Annotated in this window: 20 protein-coding genes; 18 read left to right on the forward strand and 2 right to left on the reverse strand. The window is 36.0% G+C overall.

Annotated features, from left to right (window positions below):
• The first annotated feature begins 74 nt into the window (after nt 1-74).
• Nucleotides 75-623 (forward strand): peroxiredoxin family protein, encoded by a 549-nt coding sequence (locus ACHZAX_RS16735; RefSeq protein WP_320019900.1) that lies wholly within the window; start codon nt 75-77, stop codon nt 621-623.
• Nucleotides 624-787: 164 nt separating this feature from the next.
• Here the strand turns inward: ACHZAX_RS16735 and ACHZAX_RS16740 are convergent, their stop codons facing one another.
• Nucleotides 788-1,231, reverse strand: coding sequence for a hypothetical protein (locus ACHZAX_RS16740; RefSeq protein WP_320019901.1), 444 nt, complete (start codon nt 1,229-1,231; stop codon nt 788-790).
• Between the two features lie 319 nt (nt 1,232-1,550).
• On the opposite strand from ACHZAX_RS16740, the gene ACHZAX_RS16745 reads away from it, so the two are divergent.
• The 13 genes from ACHZAX_RS16745 to ACHZAX_RS16805 all read left to right on the forward strand — a co-directional run bounded on the left by ACHZAX_RS16745 (nt 1,551) and on the right by ACHZAX_RS16805 (nt 16,646).
• A complete protein-coding gene (locus tag ACHZAX_RS16745) occupies nt 1,551-2,165 on the forward strand; it encodes a nucleotide exchange factor GrpE (protein WP_101308145.1) in 615 nt (204 codons plus the stop codon).
• Nucleotides 2,166-2,194: 29 nt separating this feature from the next.
• The gene (gene dnaJ / locus ACHZAX_RS16750) at nt 2,195-3,352 is read left to right on the forward strand and encodes a molecular chaperone DnaJ (RefSeq protein WP_101308144.1); all 1,158 of its coding nucleotides are present in this window, start codon (nt 2,195-2,197) and stop codon (nt 3,350-3,352) included.
• Nucleotides 3,353-3,939: 587 nt separating this feature from the next.
• The gene (locus tag ACHZAX_RS16755) at nt 3,940-4,863 is read left to right on the forward strand and encodes an ABC transporter ATP-binding protein (protein WP_320019902.1); all 924 of its coding nucleotides are present in this window, start codon (nt 3,940-3,942) and stop codon (nt 4,861-4,863) included.
• Nucleotides 4,864-4,881: 18 nt separating this feature from the next.
• Complete coding sequence (locus tag ACHZAX_RS16760; RefSeq protein WP_101308142.1) at nt 4,882-6,222, forward strand: ABC transporter permease; 1,341 nt, start codon at nt 4,882-4,884, stop codon at nt 6,220-6,222.
• A gap of 251 nt (nt 6,223-6,473) precedes the next feature.
• A complete protein-coding gene (locus ACHZAX_RS16765; RefSeq protein ID WP_101308141.1) occupies nt 6,474-7,442 on the forward strand; it encodes a Ppx/GppA phosphatase family protein in 969 nt (322 codons plus the stop codon).
• A 2-nt stretch (nt 7,443-7,444) separates the two neighbouring features.
• Nucleotides 7,445-8,608, forward strand: coding sequence for a sigma-54-dependent transcriptional regulator (locus ACHZAX_RS16770; protein ID WP_101308140.1), 1,164 nt, complete (start codon nt 7,445-7,447; stop codon nt 8,606-8,608).
• Between the two features lie 2 nt (nt 8,609-8,610).
• Nucleotides 8,611-10,056: a lyase family protein gene (locus ACHZAX_RS16775; RefSeq protein WP_320019903.1), complete on the forward strand. Its 1,446-nt coding sequence runs from the start codon at nt 8,611-8,613 to the stop codon at nt 10,054-10,056.
• A gap of 23 nt (nt 10,057-10,079) precedes the next feature.
• Complete coding sequence (hydF, locus tag ACHZAX_RS16780; protein ID WP_320019904.1) at nt 10,080-11,300, forward strand: [FeFe] hydrogenase H-cluster maturation GTPase HydF; 1,221 nt, start codon at nt 10,080-10,082, stop codon at nt 11,298-11,300.
• Between the two features lie 26 nt (nt 11,301-11,326).
• A complete protein-coding gene (locus ACHZAX_RS16785) occupies nt 11,327-12,463 on the forward strand; it encodes a DUF4369 domain-containing protein (RefSeq protein ID WP_320019905.1) in 1,137 nt (378 codons plus the stop codon).
• Nucleotides 12,464-12,735: 272 nt separating this feature from the next.
• A complete protein-coding gene (locus ACHZAX_RS16790; protein WP_320019906.1) occupies nt 12,736-13,536 on the forward strand; it encodes an ABC transporter substrate-binding protein in 801 nt (266 codons plus the stop codon).
• A 61-nt stretch (nt 13,537-13,597) separates the two neighbouring features.
• Nucleotides 13,598-14,077: a pantetheine-phosphate adenylyltransferase gene (gene coaD, locus ACHZAX_RS16795; protein WP_101308136.1), complete on the forward strand. Its 480-nt coding sequence runs from the start codon at nt 13,598-13,600 to the stop codon at nt 14,075-14,077.
• A gap of 4 nt (nt 14,078-14,081) precedes the next feature.
• Nucleotides 14,082-15,218 carry a serine hydrolase domain-containing protein gene (locus tag ACHZAX_RS16800; RefSeq protein WP_320019907.1) on the forward strand — a complete coding sequence of 379 codons (1,137 nt, stop codon included), beginning with the start codon at nt 14,082-14,084 and terminating at the stop codon, nt 15,216-15,218.
• Between the two features lie 24 nt (nt 15,219-15,242).
• Nucleotides 15,243-16,646, forward strand: a complete 1,404-nt coding sequence (locus tag ACHZAX_RS16805; RefSeq protein WP_320019908.1) for a TlpA family protein disulfide reductase — start codon at nt 15,243-15,245, stop codon at nt 16,644-16,646.
• A gap of 14 nt (nt 16,647-16,660) precedes the next feature.
• On the opposite strand, the gene ACHZAX_RS16810 is transcribed toward ACHZAX_RS16805, so the two are convergent.
• Nucleotides 16,661-17,260, reverse strand: coding sequence for an NUDIX domain-containing protein (locus ACHZAX_RS16810; RefSeq protein ID WP_320019909.1), 600 nt, complete (start codon nt 17,258-17,260; stop codon nt 16,661-16,663).
• 93 nt (nt 17,261-17,353) lie between these two features.
• Between ACHZAX_RS16810 and pyrE the strand changes: the two genes are divergently transcribed.
• From pyrE to ACHZAX_RS16830, 4 genes are all read left to right on the forward strand, one after another.
• Nucleotides 17,354-17,986, forward strand: coding sequence for an orotate phosphoribosyltransferase (gene pyrE, locus ACHZAX_RS16815; RefSeq protein ID WP_320019910.1), 633 nt, complete (start codon nt 17,354-17,356; stop codon nt 17,984-17,986).
• An 89-nt stretch (nt 17,987-18,075) separates the two neighbouring features.
• The gene (locus ACHZAX_RS16820; protein ID WP_101308131.1) at nt 18,076-18,573 is read left to right on the forward strand and encodes a hypothetical protein; all 498 of its coding nucleotides are present in this window, start codon (nt 18,076-18,078) and stop codon (nt 18,571-18,573) included.
• 83 nt (nt 18,574-18,656) lie between these two features.
• Nucleotides 18,657-18,980: a hypothetical protein gene (locus ACHZAX_RS16825; RefSeq protein WP_101308130.1), complete on the forward strand. Its 324-nt coding sequence runs from the start codon at nt 18,657-18,659 to the stop codon at nt 18,978-18,980.
• A gap of 120 nt (nt 18,981-19,100) precedes the next feature.
• Nucleotides 19,101-21,371, forward strand: a complete 2,271-nt coding sequence (locus ACHZAX_RS16830; protein ID WP_320019911.1) for a TonB-dependent receptor — start codon at nt 19,101-19,103, stop codon at nt 21,369-21,371.
• The last annotated feature ends 5 nt before the right edge of the window (nt 21,372-21,376 follow it).

Raw genomic sequence — 21,376 nt, forward strand, 5'->3', positions numbered from 1 at the left:
TTAACATTTTAAATAAGGATATCTAATTAATTTAGAGAAATAGAAATTGTTAGTTACAGTTAAAATTTTGAGTTATGAAAAAAATTAAATTAGGCTTGATATTATTCTCCTTTCTTTTTTCTTTATCCGCTTTTGCCGGAACCTTAAAAACTACTGAAGGAAGAGATGTAAAAGAAGGCTATAAAATTGGGGATAAATTACCGGATATTACAGCAAAATCAATAGCCGGAAAAGACATAAAATTAAGCTCACTGGAAGGCAAATTGGTTTTAGTCGATTTTTGGGCTTCATGGTGCCCTCCTTGCCGTGCAGAAAACCCCAGAATTGTAAACGCATACAACAAATTTAAAGACGCAAGTTTTAAAAATGGGAAAGGCTTTACAATTTATAGTTTTTCTCTTGATACCAAACAAGCAAACTGGAAAGCTGCAGTAGCAAAAGATAAACTTGACTGGGATTATCACGTTAGTGAACTAAAGGGATGGCACTCTCCAACATCAAATAAATTTGGTATTAACTCTATCCCCTCCAACTTCTTAATCGATGGAAATGGAATTATTTTAGCGAAAAACCTAAGAGGTGAGAAATTAGAATTAATTCTTCAGTATTACCAAAAAAAGTAATAATCTTTAAAGATATAAAAGAGGGTGTCCAAAAAGTAAAGTTTTATTTGAAAATGTCCTGTTGAGCGAAGTCGAAACATCTGTTATTCAAAGATAAAGATTCTTCGTCCCGATTCATCGGGATCAGAATGACAATAAGATTGACCTTTTTGGACACCCTCTTTTCATTCCTGATATTTCATTAAAAACATCTTAATCTCTTCAGCACAGAAACCTTTACTTTCAATCCATTTAATCGCTTTATCCTCCCGACTAAACACATGAGTATTTAAATTTGTATCCCTCAAATAAAAAGAAAAGACATACGCCCTTACAATTTGTCCAAACTTAGGACTAACAATCACAGCATTATATTCAAACTTTAATTGATAGGTGAGCTTACGAATTGCATCATTTATTATCCGGGCTATTTCAGGTGATGATATAATTAAATCTCTCAAATCACAAACAGACGCCAGATCTTTGTAAGAATACTCTTCCAACATTTGATCAATTGCACTGGAAAAAAAATAAGCAGCCTCCTCATCCTGCATTCCCATAACTTTTAGATACGCTACATTTGAGTATACTCGAATACAAAAATCATCATTATCGATCACAATTTTCATTCCTGTAAATTTTCGGTTATTATCGCACTCTTATTTAACAGCCCAAAACCTAAATATAAGATTTCCAAAAGAATATCGAACAATTTATTTGAACAATGCCTTATTTTTAAATCCCGAACCCAAAACTCAAGATAAAGGCTTGCCGGTTAATAATTACAGCATACAACAAGACTCTCTCATCCGGCAAAAAAGATAAAATTGAACAACTTATAATTACAAATTCTATCTTTGTGCCAATTTGTCGGAAGACAGCACATTGGCAGACTATTTGTATTTACTGCCGGGTAATAAAAACTAAAACGATAAAAATCATTGAAAAATGACAAAAGATAAAAGCAAATCAAACAAAGAAGAATTGAAAGATAAAGATATAGAAACTACTGAAAACCAAATAGTAGAAGAGACCTGTGAAAAGGAAGAATCAAAGATTGAAGAAAATAAGGATACGAAGAAAACCAAGAAATCTTCGAAAGAAAAAAAAGCAGACGAGCTTGCCGAATTAACAATCCAACTTCAGGAAATTAGTGACAAGTATGTACGTTTGTCAGCTGAATTTGACAACTACCGTAAAAGAACTTTAAAAGAGAAGATGGAACTGACCAAATCGGGCGGAGAAAAGATTCTTATCAATATTCTTCCTGTTATGGATAACTTCGAACGCGCCTTACAATCTATTGATGCAGCAAAAGACATTGATGCGATAAAAGATGGTGTTCATTTGATTTATGGCAATTTCAAAGAATTTGTTACTCAAAATGGAGTAAAAGAAATTGAAGCTGTAAATCAGGCTTTTGATACCGACATCCACGAGGCAATTACTAAAATCCCTGCTCCAACCAAGGAGTTGAAAGGAAAAGTTGTTGACTGTGTTGAAAAAGGATATTTCCTTCACGACAAGGTAATTCGTTTTGCCAAAGTTGTTGTAGGAGAATAAGGAAATTCAAAATCTAAGCTGAGAAAAAGATGTCGAAAAGAGATTATTATGAAGTGTTGGGAGTTTCCAAGTCAGCCTCGGAAGCCGAATTAAAAAAAGCATACCGTAAAAAAGCCATTCAGTTTCACCCCGATAAAAATCCGGATGACAAGCAAGCTGAAGAAAACTTTAAAGAGGCTGCAGAAGCTTATGAAGTTTTAAGTAATCCTGAAAAACGTCAGCGATACGATCAATTTGGCCATTCGGGAATGAGCGGTTCAGCCGGAGGTGGTTTCGGTGGTGGTGGAATGAACATGGAAGATATTTTCTCTCACTTTGGCGACATATTTGGCGGCGGTGGCGGATCTTTCTTTGGTGGTGGATTTGGCGGTGGAGGCCGGAGCTCAAGAAGAGTAAACCGTGGCAGCAACCTAAGAGTTAAGGTTAAGCTGACATTGAAAGAAATTGCAGAAGGTGTTGAAAAGAAGATAAAGGTTAAAAAACAGGTTGAATGTAAATCCTGTAATGGATCAGGAGCAAAAGACGGATCATCATTTTCTACTTGTTCTACCTGTCACGGTTCTGGTCAGGTAACACGTATCCAGAATACAATACTTGGACAAATGCAAACATCTTCCACTTGTCCGACTTGCAGTGGTGAAGGAAAAATTATCACAAATAAATGTACCAGTTGTGCCGGAGAAGGAATTGTTCAGGACGAAGAGGTAATCACAATTAATATTCCTGCCGGAGTTGCAGAAGGAATGCAGCTGTCGGTTAGCGGAAGAGGAAATGCTGCACGCCGGGGTGGAGTAAATGGTGATTTATTAATTCTTGTTCATGAAGAAGAGCATCCGGAATTAATTCGGGATGAAAACGATCTTTTATACAATCTGTTTATTAGCATTCCTGATTCAATTTTAGGCACTGCTGTTGAGATTCCTACGATTGAAAACAAGGTGAAAGTGAAAATTGATGCAGGTACTCAACCTGGGAAAATTCTTCGCTTAAGAGGCAAAGGTCTGCCTGATATTAATGGTTACGGACGAGGAGATTTACTGGTTAAAATTAATGTTTGGATACCGAACTCCATTTCCAAAGACGAAAAGAAAACTTTAGAGAAACTGCAAACCTCTGAAAGCTTTACTCCTAAGCCTACTGCTCATGAAAAAAGCTTTTTCAAAAAAGTAAAGAACTTTTTCGATTAAGAATTAAGATATAGAATCCATAAAGAAAGAGATCGTCCAATACTGGGTGATCTCTTTTTTCATCTGTCCAAATTGCAAACCCGAAGAGCAAATTCATGAACAAAACAACAAACTTCCTGCTTCAGGTTGCAGGTATCCTGCTTCGAGAGTTCAGCACCACTCTTTCCTCAGCAATCATTCTATATGATAAGGCATGCTTTCTGTCTGGAGAGGCAAGCTTCCCTCCCAAACAGGCAAGTTTCTCCGAATCAGCAGCATGATTCCCTCTCAGTGTGGGAATATTCCTTTCGCCATAGGCAAGTTGCTGTGTTAAAGGGGAAATTTCACTCTACAAGTGAGAAACATCCATAATCAACAGGAAAATTTCTTATCCGAAGAGAGGAAATTATGAGTTAAACACAACCAGCCCAGATTAATCCGAATATTTATCTTATTTTGATCAAAGCAATCCGCCGCAAATTACATCGTACAAAACCAAATTAAAAACCTGTCCAATCTTCTTTACATCGATTTTATATGTTGGATTTCTCTAAATTGATTACTTTAGTTTTCAATTGAAATTTTAGTGTCACCAAACCCAAATATACATGGCATTTTTCGAAGCAAAAGACATTGTTAAACAGTACGCAGGGCACAAAGCTTTAAACAAAGTAAGTATCTCCGTTCCAAAAGGAAGTATTTTCGGTCTGTTGGGACCAAATGGTGCAGGAAAAACAACCTTAATCCGAATTATAAACCAAATAACCGGCCCTGACTCAGGAGTGGTTTTATTTAATGGCAACCCTCTAGTCCCCAATGATATCACGCGAATTGGGTATCTTCCTGAAGAAAGAGGTTTGTATAAAAAAATGAAGGTTGGAGAACAGGCTGTTTACCTGGCTCAGTTGAAAGGAATGAACCAAAAGGAAGCAACAAAAAAGCTGAAAGTCTGGTTCGACAAGTTTGATATTCTTCAATGGTGGGACAAAAAAGTAGAAGAACTTTCGAAAGGAATGCAGCAAAAAATACAATTTATTGTTACCATTCTGCATGAACCCGAATTACTGATCTTCGACGAACCATTTAGTGGTTTCGATCCGATCAACGCCAATCTGCTTAAAAAAGAAATTCTGGAGCTTCGCGACAAAGGGGCAACCATCATTTTCTCGACACACAATATGGGATCTGTTGAAGAAATTTGTGATCACATTGCACTGATCAACAAATCAGAAAAAATACTGGACGGACCGGTTGATCAGATCAAAAAGAAGTATAGAACCAATACCTATGAACTAACTTACACCGGTGAATTTGACAAACTGGAGCAAGTTCTGAATCCGGATTTTGAAATTGTTGAGCAACAAAAAGGAATTGAGCACAACACTCTTACCGTAAAATTAAATAATGGTTCTACATCCAATGAGTTATTGGCGCAACTACTCCCCTATTTAAACATCGTTTCCTTTAGCGAAATCATTCCCAGTATGAATGACATCTTCATTCGAGTTGTGAATGAAAACAAAAAAATCTAACACGAAACACCTTTAAAAATGAATAAAATTTTCATCATTATAAAAAGAGAATATCTTTCCAGAGTAAAAAAAAGATCATTCCTCATTTTAACCTTTTTAACTCCTGTTTTAATTGCCGGTATCTATGCATTCATGATTTGGATGATGCTTAAAGACGATACTGAGAGCAGAACTATTGCTGTGATTAATGAGTCGCAATTAGTTGAGCCGGTACAATCCAAGGACTTCACCACCTTCAAATACTTAAACGATACTAGTTTTGAAGATGCTAAAGCTCAAATGGAAGAGAAAGACTATTATGCCATTCTGTTAATTCCCAAAAATATTTTGGAGAGCAAAACGGCAGAATTGTTCTCTTACAAACAGGTAACAATGGAAGTAAAATCGGAAGCAGGTTCACAACTTCGAGATCATATTGAGCAACTTAAACGATCAAAAATTATTGCGCAGGCCAATATGCCTGATTTAGAAGAAAAACTGGCCGCAACCAGAACTCCTATTTCCATGAAAACCATCAAATTTGGCGAAGGCGGAGAAGTAAAACAAAGCTCTACCGAAATAGCAATGGCCATTGGATTTATATCCAGCTTCATCATTTACATGTTCATCTTTCTGTATGGTGTGCAGGTAATGCGGGGGGTGATCGAAGAAAAAAGCAATCGAATTGTTGAGGTGATTATTTCATCAGTAAAACCATTTCAACTGATGATGGGAAAAATAGTTGGTGTTGCCATGGTTGGATTGACTCAATTCATTATGTGGGTAATTCTTACCGGTATCATTATCACTATCGGCACCGCAGTAGTGCTGCCAGGTGTTGATATGGATTCTTTGCAGCAGGCAAAAACACTTTCAGAATTGCCTCAGGGCGCAGCTTCGTTAAATGCTGACCAGTTAAAAATGGCTCAGGATTTATTGGGTACTTTTGACTTTGGATACGTTGCCGGAATTCTTGGTGCATTTGTCTTCTTTTTCCTTGGCGGCTATTTATTGTACTCGGCGCTTTTTGCCGCCGTTGGCAGCGCTGTTGATAATGAAACCGAGACTCAGCAATTTATGCTTCCAATAACCATTCCCCTAATATTAGCCATGTATATCGGTTTTGCTGTTGCGAAAAATCCCGAGGGAAGTCTTGCTTTTTGGGGATCAATTATCCCATTAACCTCTCCAATAGTGATGCTTGTTAGAATTCCATATGGAGTTCCGGTATGGGAATTATTACTCTCTATGGTAACACTAATCGGAACTTTCCTCTTTGTTACCTGGATTGCAGCAAAAATATACAGAACCGGAATTTTAATGTATGGAAAGAAAGTTTCCTACAAAGAAATTTGGAAATGGCTTCGCTATCATAATTAGAAAGAAACAGATAATGACCTTTGTAAATGCCTCATTTTATGAGGCATTTTTTACAAATAGATAACAGGCATGATTTTTGGAGAATCCTTAAACGTTAAAAAAACTTATTCATCGCAATAAGCCCGTCAAAAATTACAAGCCGAGAACAAAGTTTTTACTATCTTCGGTTTCAAATTGAATCTTGAAAAGTTAAATAGTTTTTTCAGGAAACACTAATAAATCAGACAATTAACTCAACCAAATAGTAATTCATGCGAATTTCTGTAATAGATTTAGGAACGAATACATTTAATTTGCTTGTTGCAGAATGGGATGAAACCGGAATCCCAAAAATTCTGAACCGTTCAAAATACGCAACAAAAATAGGGAAAGGCGGCATCAACAATAATATAATTACTGATGAAGCAATTGAAAGAGCTAAAAATGCCTTTGATACGATAACAGAGATATCTAATCAATTTGAAGTATCAAAAACCCTTGCATTTGCCACCTCTGCAATCAGATCTGCCGAGAATGGTAACGAATTTGTAAAATTAATTGAAGAAAAATACCATGTCAATATCGAAATAATTTCGGGAGACAGAGAAGCCGATTTGATTTTTTCAGGGACAAAAAAAGCGATTGAATTAAATCATGAAGTTGTAGCAATTCTTGATATTGGTGGTGGCAGTAACGAGATAATAATTGCCAATAATGAAAAGATATTTTGGAAAAACAGTTACCCTTTAGGAATGACTCGTTTATTGGAGAAATTCAATCCTGCAGATCCTATTAATAAAAATATGATAAAGGATATTGAAGAGTATCTTAAATCTCAGATGACCGATTTATTTGAAGCTTTGGACATTCACTCTGTAAAAACATTAATCGGTTCCTCCGGATCATTCGACACATTTAAACAAGTATTAGTGGCAAACAGCCCTGAACTGAATGGCTTTCCAACAACACATTTTGAGATTAAGCTAAAAGATTTTTTCAAATTGCACCAATTATTTTTGGCTTCGAGTCTTGAAGAAAGAGAACAAATGCCGGGAATGGATCCTGTTCGTGTTGAGCTGATCGTTATAGCCAGTATCTTCATTAATTATCTGGTTAAAGAATCCGGAATCAGTAAATTGTTCCAATCTTCTTTTGCACTAAAAGAGGGTGCTCTTTTTGAGTACATTGAGAAAAATACCAATCCTGCTGACAGAGATAAAACTATAGAAACAAAAAAATAAGCATGTCAAAAATTCTGATTATCGACGACGAGAAAAGTATTCGAAACACTCTAAAAGAAATTTTGAGTTACGAAGATTATGAAATAAGTCTTGCCGAAAATGGCCTTGAAGGAATTGAATTGGCCAAATCAGATGAATTTGATGTTGTTTTGTGCGATATTAAAATGCCGCAAATGGATGGAATTGAAGTTCTTGATAAGATTCAAGAACTTGGATTAGATACTCCTGTTATCATGATTTCGGGACATGGAAATATTGATACTGCAGTAGAATCCATTAAAAAAGGAGCTTTTGATTTTCTTGAGAAACCATTGGATTTGAATCGCATTTTGATCACGATTCGAAATGCCATGGACAAATCAAAATTGATTACAGAAACTAAAGTTCTGAAACGAAAAGTCGGCAAGAAATATGAAATGATTGGGGCTTCAGGAGTTCTGGAATCAGTTAATAGTATGATTGACAAAGTTGCTCCAACAGATGCAAGAGTTCTGATTACCGGTCCAAACGGAACGGGTAAAGAATTGGTCGCTCATCGTATTCACGAACAAAGTAACCGTTCAAAATGTCCGTTTGTTGAAGTAAACTGTGCTGCTATACCTTCAGAATTAATAGAAAGTGAACTTTTCGGTCACGAAAAAGGATCATTTACTTCGGCAATTAAGCAACGCAAAGGGAAATTCGAATTGGCCGACGGCGGTACTCTTTTTTTAGATGAAATTGGTGATATGAGCTTATCTGCGCAGGCAAAAGTTTTACGCGCATTACAGGAAAACAGAATTACCCGCGTTGGTGGGGATAAAGAAATAAATGTAAACGTTAGGGTTATTGCTGCGACAAATAAAAATTTAGCCGAAGAAATTGAAAATAATAATTTCCGGGAAGATTTATACCATCGACTGAGCGTTATCTTGATATCTGTTCCTCCTTTAAACGACAGAACCGAAGATATTCCACTGTTGGCAAATCATTTTATTGAGACAATTTGCGGAGAAATGGGAGTACCGCAAAAAAGTATTGATGAAGAAGCAATCAAAGAATTGCAAAAAATCAACTACACAGGGAACATACGTGAATTCAGAAATATAATTGAGCGATTGATCATTCTGGGCCAGGAAAGAATTTCAGCAGAGGATGTAAAATCCTATACCAAATCTTCAAGCTGATCATGAGAACCGAATCTGATTTTATAGGACAAAGGGAAATTCCAAAAGATGCTCTTTGGGGAATTCATTCTCTTCGGGCCAAAGAAAATTTCCCAGACCAAACAACTTTTCATAAAGAGTGGTTTATGGCCATTGGTATTGTGAAACAAGCCTGTTACCAAACTTATTCAAGCTTTTTAAAAGCGATTCAAGACAAATTTCCGAATGAAGAATTTCCTTTTCAATTGATCGAATCCAATTTAATTGAAGAATTGGAAAAAGTCTCGATAGAAATTAATGCAGGAAAACACTTTGAGCATTTTATAATCCCTGCAATTCAAGGCGGTGCCGGCACAAGCATCAACATGAATGTAAACGAAATAATTTCCAACCAGGCTCTTCTAAATGTTGGAAAACCTACCGGTTCATACCATGATATCGATCCTTTCGAACACGCCAACGTATTTCAATCCACAAATGATGTTATTCCCACTTCTCTAAAAGTAGCATGCATTCGTCTCTTACAGGAATTGGAAGAGTCGATCAATACTCTTCGTATGGAAGTGGAAAAAACAGAAAGTAAATACAGGAATGTATTGCGCCAGGCTTATACTCAAATGCAGACTGCAGTTCCTTCCTCTTACGATAAATTATTTAGTACGTACAACAATGCTCTTTCGAGAGATTGGTGGAGAGTTTCGAAATGTTTCGAGCGAATAAAAGAAGTGAATTTAGGTGGCGGAGCCATTGGAACAGGGCTGTCGATTCCACGGTTTTTTATTATGGAAGTGGTTCCTAATCTTCAAAAATTAACCGGTTTGCCTATAACCCGATCAGAGAATTTATCGGATGCAACTGCAAACCAGGATTCTTTTGTCGAAGTTCATGCGACTCTAAAAGCTCATGCTGTGAATTTGGAGAAAATGGTTTCCGATCTCCGTTTGCTGGGATCCGATTTATTTGTGAACCGGGAAGTATATTTGCCACAAAAACAGGTCGGCAGCTCCATAATGCCCGGGAAAATAAATCCGGTAATTCCTGAATTTGTAATCAGTGTTGCTCATAAAGTTTACGCTAACGATCTGATGATTAGCAATCTTTCAGGACAGGGCTGTCTGGAGTTAAATGCTTATTTACCTTCAATCGGTCACGCTTTACTTGACAGCATAAAACTACTGATTGCAGCCAACAACAGTTTGGTCAGGAATTTATTTCTGGAATTGGAAATAAAAACCAATCCTCTCGAAGAAAGCATCCTGAAAAACCCATCTGTTGCAACAGCATTATCGCCTTACATTGGCTATCATCAGGCAGCCAAGCTTGCCAAAGAAATGAAAACCAACCAAATATCAATTCGGGAAGCAAATGCCAAACTAAATTTAGTTACGGCTGAATTACTGAACAAACTAATTCAGCCGGAAGAATTGCTAAAAATGGGATTTCGAATTGGTGAAACTCTGAACAGATAACCGATTACTGTAAACTGAAGAAAATGGGAAGAGAAAGACGTCCTCATATTGGAATTTTTGGAAGAAGAAACAATGGGAAAAGTACTCTCATCAATTTTTTGGCCGGACAAGATATTGCAATTGTTTCGGATGTTGCAGGCACAACAACTGATCCGGTAAAAAAGTCTTTTGAAATTACCGGATTTGGCCCGGTTATTCTCATTGATACGGCGGGAATTGATGATACCGGTGAGTTGGGGGACAAGCGGATCACAAAAACCAATCAGATCATAAAAATCATAGATCTTGCTGTTCTTGTAATCACTCAAAATACTTTTGGTGATTTTGAATTGGGTCTTATTGATAATTTCAACAAGCAAAATATTCCTTTCATTACAATACACAACAAAGAAGACATTGAGATTTTGAATCAGCAAACAACTGATTTACTGAAACAGTACGAATCTAAAGACATTCTTCACTTTTCCAATTGCAAAGCCAATATCGAACCTATTGTTAAAAGTATTAAAATAACAATTCCCGAATCGGCCTATACTACTCCTTCCCTCTTGGGGGATTTGATCTCATACGGCGATATCATTCTTTTAATAACTCCAATTGATATTGAAGCTCCTGAAGGCAGATTGATTTTGCCGCAAGTTCAGGCAATAAGAGATATTTTGGATAATGATGCTGTGTGTATTGTTTTAAAAGAAAGAGAAGTTGATGCATTTTTACGTAAAACCGGAATTAAACCAAAGCTGGTTGTCACCGATAGTCAGGTATTTTTAAAAGCCGGCGCTTCCATTCCTTCTGATATTCCATTAACAAGTTTCAGCATCATGCTGGCACATTTCAAAGGAAATTTTAATGCTTACTTAAAAGGAACACCAAAAATATCGGAACTAGTTGATGGTAATAAGATTATACTATTGGAAAGCTGTACTCATCACAGCTCTTGTGACGATATTGGAAGAGTGAAAATTCCTCGCTGGATTTCCAACTTTACAGGTAAAAAACTGGAATTTGTGGTAATTGCCGGTTTGGATGAAATCCCGGGAGAAATAACGGATTACGCTCTTTTGATTCAATGTGGCGGCTGTATGATTACCCCAAAACAATTGGGCAATCGTCTGCAACCCGCCATAGATGCAGGAATACCTGTCACAAATTACGGAATGGCAATCGCCTACGTTCAAGGAATTTACAATCGTGCAGTTGCTCCATTTGCTAAAATTGAAGATTCGAACTTAGACTACTTATAGCGAGTTTTAGATAAAGTGATTATACTATGAAAAAATTATTTATTGCATTTCTATTTCTATCAATCAACATCTTGAACACTTACTCTCAAGAAAAAGAATTTGTACTAACAGGAATGATAGGAGGAATTCAGAACGAAACTCTGTTTCTTTATCAGGAAACCGGGGAAAATGTAATTCTTCTTGACTCTGTAATTACAAAAAACGGTGAATTTCAGTTTACAGGAAAAACAGATCATGCATTCGTTGCACAACTTGGATTATCTAAAAACAGACGGGCAAAAATTTTCATATCGCCATCCAAAATGAATCTATTGGTTCATAAAGATGAGTTTAAACACAATTTCCTGATCAAGAAACTCACGGGATCCGAAGCTCAATCCCGATACGAAGATTTTCAAGATAAACTACAGAAAAATAATCAGCAAAAATTAAAAATAGCCAATGATCTTGAATTACCGGAAGTAAATTCCGATTCAATTAAAAAGAAAATGCTGCTTGCAGAGTACAAAAGACTGAATAAATTTAAGAAAGAATATTTTCACAATTATGCATCTTCTCCGGTTGTGTCTTATTTAATTTTTCAGGAATATTTTGGCGCCAAATGCAGTTTAAACGATGTGAAAATCTACTTAAAAACTCTTAACACAGCCAACCCAAACGGAATTTATGTGCAGAATTTAAACAAACGTGTTGAAACAATTGAACAAATTTTCACCAGAAACGAATTCCCTGACTTAAGCTCCACTACACTTAAAGGGCAAGAATACAATTTTGCAGACCGGAAAGCCCAGTATTACTTATTTTATATCTGGAGAGCCTGGACTCCGGATAAAAACGAACCTAATTATCTGGCTTTGGATCAATTACAGACCAGCTGCAAAGAAAATAGGATTGAACTGGTAAGCCTTATTCGAAATTCATCCTACAACCTGCTTCCTGTTCCAGAAACAAAAAAATGGAAGCAGTGGAGACCAACAATTGATCCCTCTCATAAATACATCGAAATAGAGAGTATAGACAACAGTGTTGACCTTATTAAGTATCTGGATCGACAATTTCACGCATTTTTAGTCAATCGAGAAGGTAAAATTATTTATCATCAGGATATTTTTGATACTGACTTACTGATATCGGAACTGACTAAGTTTGTTTCAAAGCCTTAAAGAGTTTATTTTAATTCTGATTAACTATATTTATCTGCTTGCTAACAAAAATAAACATGGATACGATACCCGTTAATTTACTGAAATTGCAAGAAGGATAAACAGTTCCATGAATATATCCTACTGAATTAGAACAGACAGTCCGAAAGAAAACTGTTCAGATTAATTCAGTCATGAAGATGTGAAGAGGAAGGATTTTAATTATTTACGGGCTTCAAAAACATGGGAAATATTCTCTTTGTATGTTTGTACAAAGAAATAAATAGTAAAGAATGGAAAATTTCATTAAAGTTACTGATGATTTGGGAAGAGAAGTAAACATCCCTTTTCCTCCCAAAAGAATTATTTCTACGGTTCCATCCACAACCGAATTTCTATTTGATTTAGGATTGGGAGACCGTGTTATTTCCAAAACAAAATTTTGCAAATATCCCAAAGACAAGATCGCTAAACTCCCAAATATAGGAGGCACAAAAGATTTATACTTTGATAAGATTAACTTACTAGATCCGGATATAATATTTGCCAACGAAGAGGAAAACAGTAAGAATCAGATTGAAGCCTTAATGGACAAATTCACAGTTTATGTATGCAAAGTCCGCAATTACGACGAAGCTCTCCAAAACATTCTGAATACCGGTAAAATTGTTGGAGCTGAAACCAAGGCTTTCGAAATTGCCAATCATATTCATACCGGTTTTTCGCAGTTGCCAATCATGCAAAATTCGCTAAGCGTGCTTTATCTGATTTGGAAAAATCCATATATGGCAGCAGGAAAAGATACATTTATTAATTCTATGATTGATAAATGTGGTTTTAAAAATGCAATTGAAGATAACAATTCAAGGTATCCACAACTAACTGAGGAAGAAATTCAGGCACTTAATCCTGATCTAATCTTTTTATCATCGGAGCCATTTCCTTTTACGCAAAAACATATACCGGAAATCCAGAACTTATTGCCAAATACAAAAATTGAACTGGTTGATGGTGAAATGTTTTCCTGGTTTGAATCGCATCTGCTTAAAGCAGGAAAGTATTTTAATGATTTAATTCAAAAAATAAACTCTTGACCAAAGCAAAAATCATTACAATAATTCTTACTATTTTTGTTTAGCACTTAAAATTTTTTTAATGAAACACATTGCCATATTCCCAGGTTCATTTGACCCTTTTACCGTTGGTCACGAATCAATTGTGACCAGAGCATTGCCTTTATTTGATAAAATCATCATATGTATAGGATACAATTCAGAAAAAAAACAATTTTTCCCTATTGAAAAGCGAATACAGTGGATAAAAGAGGCATTTGCGAACAATCCAAAGATTGAGGTAGAAACATTCAGCGGATTAACAGTCGAATATTGTCAGTCTAAAAATGCAAAATTTATCCTGCGAGGGCTTAGAACTGCCGCCGATTTTGAGTACGAAAGAGCCATTGCTCAGATCAATAAAAAAATGGTTTACGAATTGGAATCCATATTTCTGTTAACCACTCCTGAGCATACTCCTATTACTTCCACCATTGTAAGGGATATTATCCGCCACGGTGGAAATGCCTTGCAGTTTTTACCCAAAGTGAAAGATCCTGAAGCCTATAAATACAAACAATAACCTTATGTCTAAGCTCGTAAAGATACTTGTCATTATTTTGATTCTAGCTGGTGCATGGATGCTTATTGCTCCAAATTACCTTAGAACAAGTCTTATTTATTGGTATGCAAATATTGATGACTATACCATTTTTGAAAATAAAGAAGTATCGGTAGAAAATGGTGAAGACTGGCAGGAAGATTCAGAATATAACGAATACATCCTTGATTCGGCTGATCGGAATTATCTTGAAGACAACGAAACGGTTGCTTTTTTGGTCATTCAAAACGGCACCGTTATATATGAAGAATATTGGGACGATTACGGAACAGAATCACTTTCCAATTTATTTTCTGCAACAAAAAGTATCGTTAGTTTACTAATCGGTATTGCTATTGATCAAGGGAAAATTAATTCTATAAATGATCCTATTGGTAAATATCTTAAAGAGTTTTCGAAAGATGAACGCGGCAACATAACCATTAAGAATCTACTTACCATGAGCTCTGGATTGGATTGGGACGAAGCATACAGCAGTCCAACATCAATTACCACAAAAGCTTACTATGGCAAAAAACTTCGAGAAGTTTCCACCAATCAGCATCTGGTTGAAAAACCCGGGGTTCGTTTCAGATATCAAAGTGGAAACACCCAACTTTTATCGTTCATTATAGAGGAAGCTACAGGCGAAACAATTGCAAAATATGCCGAACGCATGCTTTGGAAACCAATGCAGGCAACACAACCTGCTTTATGGAGTTTGGATAAAAAAGAAGGAGATGAAAAAGCATTTTGCTGCTTCAATACAAACGCCAGAGATGCTGCCCGTTTCGGACAACTGGTTTTGAATAAAGGAAAATGGAATGGAGTACAACTGGTATCGGAAGAATATATTACGGAAGCAACTAAAGCGGCTTCATATCTTTTAAATGAAGAAAAAACAGAGCCGTTAAATTTCTACGGATTTCAGTATTGGATTCTTCCTTATTCAAGGATGAATATTCCCTATATGAGAGGACATCTCGGTCAGTACATTTACAGCATTGCTGAAAAAAATACAGTTGTTGTTCGTTTAGGAAAGCAAAAGGACAAGATTAAGCAAGGTCAGATCACTTTAGATATTCCAAAGTATGTTGACATTGCCCTGAAAATAATCAAGTAAAATCATCACAAAGCATTTGCCCCAATGAGAATTCTTTTATTATTGTTTTTGTCGCTTGTCTCAATTTCTGTCTCTTTGGCAGATACTGTGCGTATTCATGGTACAAATACAAGTTATGCAGGATCAAAAATTGAGATCAAGTATCATACTGATGTATTTACCTACTCAGAAAAAACAATAACAGAATTCACTGTTCCGGCTAATGGTTCCTTTTCGGTCAATTTAGACCTCGATGAAGTTACTTTAGTATTTCTGCCTCTTGGTATTTACAAAGGATTCCTCTATTTAGAACCTGGTAAAGAATACGAAATCAAATTACCTCCTAAAAAAGATTTATCGCCCGTTCAAAAATTAAATCCGTTTTTTGAACAGGAAGAACTTCTCATAGGCGTTGCGAATACTGATGAAAATGATATTAATATACTAGTTCGCAAATTGGACGACAGAATTGATCCTTTTGTTAATCAGAACTTTAATAAAATTTACCGAAAAAAAGAGAATTCACCGGGAATTAAATTCTCGGAAGAACTAAAACTGGAATATAAAGATATTAACAATCCCTTTTTTCAAGATTATTTGACCTATCGTTTGGGATTTATTGAATACTTGGCCTTCCCGGCTTCGTTTGCAAAAATTGAGGAAAAGTATTTCGAAAGTAAGGAAATCAAGCTAAACAATTCTGCTTACACAAGTCTTTACAAAAAACAGTATGGCAATTTCCTGACCGGATATTTTAGTCAGTTAGAAAGTTCGGAACTTTCCAATGCTCTAAAATCAGAAAACACTTACCGTGATATTTATGAATTAATGCGGAATTATCCAACCTATAAAAATATCCAATTTAGAGAATTGATTATTGCAACATCGGTATTTGATGCCTATTCCCGAAAATTCTACAGCAGAAACAAAACCGTTGAAATACTATCACAATTAAAAGATCACAGCACGAACCAATACAATCAGGATTTGTGTGAAAATTTCATCAGAAAAATTACCCATTTACACACCAATTACCCTGCTCCTGATTTCTTTATTGGAAAATACCAATTGGCAAATTACAAGGGGAAATACTTATATCTGAATTTCTGCAACACTGAAAGTTATCCTTGTTTGCAGGATTTTAAAGAAATGACAAAACTGAAAAAACAATTTGGTGAACACATCGAATTTTTAAGTATTGACTGCGATTCGGATCTAAGCAAATATCATGATTTTACATCAAAAAAGACTATTGACTGGCCAATGATCCATATTGGAGATCAACACCATTTGCTTGGTGAATACAATGTGAAAGCCTTTCCAACTTACATTCTTATTAATCCCGAAGGTAAAATCGTTAAAGCTCCTGCTCAGGGACCTAAAGAAAATATTCAATTGGAATTTATTAAGATTGCCCGGGATGCAGCAAGAAAGGCTTATAAAAAATAGGTACTAAAACACTATTAAGCCTCATTCATCACCTCTAAAATAGAAGCATAAGTATTTGCTTTAAATTCATCCAGTTGATCCGGCGAAAGCCACTTAGCTTCCTGTATGTCTTCTTCGGTTTGAGGAACCAAATTTTCTGAACCTAAGTAACTCATTTTATACCAGTAGGTTCGTTTCAATATGTGTTTGCCTTTCATCCAATAGGTGTGGTAAGTTGAATTCAATTCCTTTTCAATTTTCAAATCAGTAATACCACATTCCTCCTCTACTTCACGAACTGCAGCCTCACGAACCAACTCACCTTTTTCAACCTTCCCCTTGGGTAAATCCCATTTTTCGAGTCGGTAAATGGCCAAAATCTGCTGTTTGAAATTGAACACTTTTCCACCCGCCGCTTCGATATATTTAAAACAGGATACAAAGTGTTCAAAAAGAAGATCCAAATCGTCAGCAACAATAAAAATCGCTTCCTTACTCTCATCTTCATCAAACTGAAGAATAAGACCTTCTAAAGTCTCGCCTTCGACCCAGGCATAAACCATTCCTTCGAAATTAACACTCTCACTTTTATCTCCTAAAAAAATGATTCGATCTTTAAAAAATACTTTATACATTTGCGGTAGAATTTTAAAATGCTTCGGAAAAATACAAACAACTGAATTTCCGCTTTTTGAATTCATTTAACAATCCATAAATCCATTGAAAGAATGCAAGATACTGCTAAACAAGTCGCTGAATATTTGTTGCAAATAAAAGCAATTAAACTAGAACCAACAAACCCGTTTACTTGGGCTTCGGGATGGAAATCGCCAATTTATTGTGATAATCGTAAAACACTTTCGTATCCGGAAGTTAGAACTTACATTAAAAAAGCTTTTGCTGAGGCAGTATTGGCAAAATATCCTGATGTGGAAGTAATTGCCGGCGTAGCGACAGGAGCAATTGCACTAGGTGCTTTAGTGGCCGAAGAGATGAATTTACCAATGGTTTATATCCGTTCATCGGCGAAAGCCCATGGGATGACAAACCTAATTGAAGGTGAAATTAAAGCAGGACAAAAAGTTGTAGTTATTGAGGATTTAATTTCGACTGGCGGCAGCAGTTTAAAAGCTGTTGAAGCACTGCGTGAAGCAAATTGCGAAGTACTGGGAATGCTGGCAATATTCACTTACGGTTTTCAAACTGCGGCTGACAATTTCGCAAATGCAAACTGTAAATTAGACACATTAAGCAATTACAACGTAATGATTGATCGTGCTCAGGAAATTGGATACGTGAAAGCTGAAGATGTTGATCAGTTAAAAGAATGGAGAAAAGATCCGGCTAACTGGAGAAAATAAGCGCCGCATTTTTTATAAAAAATAATAGTCGAAAGAGAGTATTCCAATGCGAATGCCCTCTTTTGCATTCTATAAGGAGGAACAGACAAATGTCGACAACAAAAATTATTAGTGAAGTAAAAAAGATTCCCCATACAGTAGGTGATGTATATGGTTTCTTTTCTGATTTCAGAAAAATTGCCAAGGTATTCGAATTGGCTGCCAACAATCCTCAGATTCAGGAACAAATTGAAGCTCAAGCCAAGAAAAAAGTAAATTTTAAAGAATACATTGAGCATTGGGAAGCTACCGAAAACAACTGCACTTTCGTGATTAAAGGTTTTGGCGAGGCTGGTTTGGAATTTGTTGAAAAAGAAGAAAACAAAGTATTGAAAATGACCGGATATGGCAGAAGTCCTTTCGAATTCTACATTTGGATTCAACTGGTTGAAAAAGATGCTTATGACACCAGAATACGACTGACAGTGCATGCAGAATTGAATGCCATGATGAAAATGATGCTGAAAAAGAAATTGGAAAAAGGAATTGATCAATTGGCCGAAGGTCTGACCCAAATTCCTTACAATATGCTTCAAAGTATTGAATAAAGATTAATCAATCTTATGAAAGCTGTTGAAAATCTCAACAGCTTTTTTTGTACATTTCGTTTTTTTAGATAGCTTTGTTTTAAATGATTCTAAATAGAAGATATCGAATTCTTGCTTGGTTTTTATCATTGGCATTTGCATTGCCAATACTGATAAAAACACAACACGTACTGTTCCCAAATCATGAGCATCACTGTCATTCCTGCACCGATAAGACTGCTTCTGTTGAGGATATTTGCGAGATATTAGCATTCGATTATTTCTACTTTACACCGGCAGGCATTACCAATATTCCTGTCTCGGCAATTTTCAAATTCGAAAATCAAAGAGTAGAATCAACCAAAAAATCGTATACCGAATCAAAGCTTTCCTATAGTTTAAGAGCTCCACCAATTATCGTAGGTTAAATTTATTAATCTGATTGAAAGAGATCAGAAGATATACTGTGATGAGTTTTTGAAAAACTTATCGATTATATCTATGTATTTCAAATTTTACCACATAAATTAATATAACTCAGAGTTATCATGATACGATATATCCTGGCAATACTATTACTATTGCCACAATACACCTATGCCTTAGGTGAAATAAAAAACAATAAAATTTCTGGAAAAATCACCGATTTTGATAATGGAACAGCTCTTCCCGGTGTAAGTATTTTCATTCCCGAACTTCAAAAAGGAACTGTTAGTGATTCTAATGGAAACTATGCCTTAGAAAACTTGCCCAATGGCAAAATTAAAGTGCAATTTTCATTTGTCGGTTACGAAAGTTCAATCAACACCATATCAATAACAAAAGAAAATACAGAACTAAACATTAGCATGCAGTTCACTTCGGTCACTACTCAGGACATTGTTGTTTCGGGGGGGTTTCCTTCTGCGCAACACGAAAATGCAATTAAAATTTCGGTGCTTGCAAAAGAAGATATTAAAAGACTGTCGACACCTTCCTTGGGAGAAAAATTAGCAAGTATTCCCGGAGTTGATGTAATCTCCCGGAGTCCAGGAGTCAGCACTCCCGTAATTCGTGGTCTTTCCCTAAATAATATTCTTTTTCTAAACAATGGAGTTCGTTTGGAAAACTTTCAATTCTCAACTGATCATCCATTTTTAATTAACGAAGAAGGAGCTGATCATATCGAAGTAATTAAAGGTCCTGCATCTTTACTTTACGGATCGGATGCCATGGGAGGTGTAATCAATATCGTACGGGAGAAACCTGCACCTGCCAATAGTTTAAAGGCAGATATCTCAAGTGAATACCACAGCGTAACTCAGGGATTGGCAACAACTGTTGGAGTAAAAGCTTCTCAAAAAGATTGGTTCTGGATGCTGCGCGCCAACAAACAATCTCACAAAGATTACAAAGATGGCAATGGTGAATACGTTCCCAACACCCGCTTCAACTCAGATGGATTGCAGTTAGGCATGGGAATGGTTAAAGATTTTGGAAGTTTTAAAATTTACTACGATTACCTGCAGCCCAAACTTGGCATGACCAATGAGGAGTCAATAGATTTAGTGAATGCAGGGAACCGAAAAAATAATCGTTGGTACCAAAACCTGACTCAACATTTAATTTCATCGAGGAACAAATTGTTTTTGGGAAACTATAAATTAGAATTGAATGCAGCTTATCAATTCAACCAACGAAGATTGAACGGAAACCCTGAATCAACTGTTTTCCGATTGGTGGATATGGATTTAAATACCTTTACATATGATAGTAAATTATATTTCCCAAGCTCTGAAACAACCGAATTCCTTATCGGAATTCAGGGAATGCATCAATCCAATACCAATCACGAAGCACCAAATCATATCATTCCAAACGCTCAAATTGATGATTTCTCGACATTTGCTCTTTTAAAGAAGGAGATTAATACTGTAGGAATTCAATTAGGACTAAGATATGATCACCGGTCATTATATGTTCCGGAACAAAAAGCCGGCGGACATTCGCATGCTGAACCGGGAGTACATGATGACCATGAAGAAGAAACAGTTCACATCAACCGACAATTTGACAATCTAAATGCATCAGTGGGAGCAACATTTCATCTGTCAGAAAAATTACTTATGCGAACAAACTTTGCGACCGGTTATCGGGTACCAAATTTAGCAGAACTAACTCAACATGGCCTACACGGAAACCGATTTGAGGAAGGAAATGCAAATCTTGATCCACAAAAAAGTCTGGAATCCGATTTGGGAATTCATTACCATACTCGTAATCACAATATCGATTTTTCTGTTTTTTACAACAAGATTTATGATTATATGTATTTGGCACCGACCGATGAACCTGCTCCCGAAGGAACAGGCTTTGTATATTCTTATTCACAACAGGATGCCAAATTATATGGCGGAGAACTTGCAATAAATGCAGCTCCAGCTTCCTTTATGAAATTTCATACCGACTATGCCATGGTAATTGCAAAACAAGATAATGGAGAACGCTTACCATTTATTCCTCAGCACAAGCTAAATACTTCTGTTCGATTATTTGCTAAAGGAAATGAAGTTTTCGATGCTCCTTTTATCAGCTTAAGCTGGAAACATTCTTTCGGGCAAAAACATCCAGCTAAATTCGAAAGCAAAACATCTGCTTATGATTTAATCGCCATTCAAACCGGTACAGATATTAAATTAGGCAAATACCAAACAAGTTTACTATTTAGCGTAAATAATATTTTCAACGAGGTTTACATAGATCATTTATCAAGCTTAAAAGCATTAAATTTCTATAATCCAGGAAGAAATGCCAGTGTAAAATTTACTGTTCATTTTTAGAATAA

Origin of the sequence: Labilibaculum manganireducens, assembly GCF_963665805.2 — a bacterium.
GTDB classification, from domain to species: domain Bacteria; phylum Bacteroidota; class Bacteroidia; order Bacteroidales; family Marinifilaceae; genus Labilibaculum; species Labilibaculum manganireducens.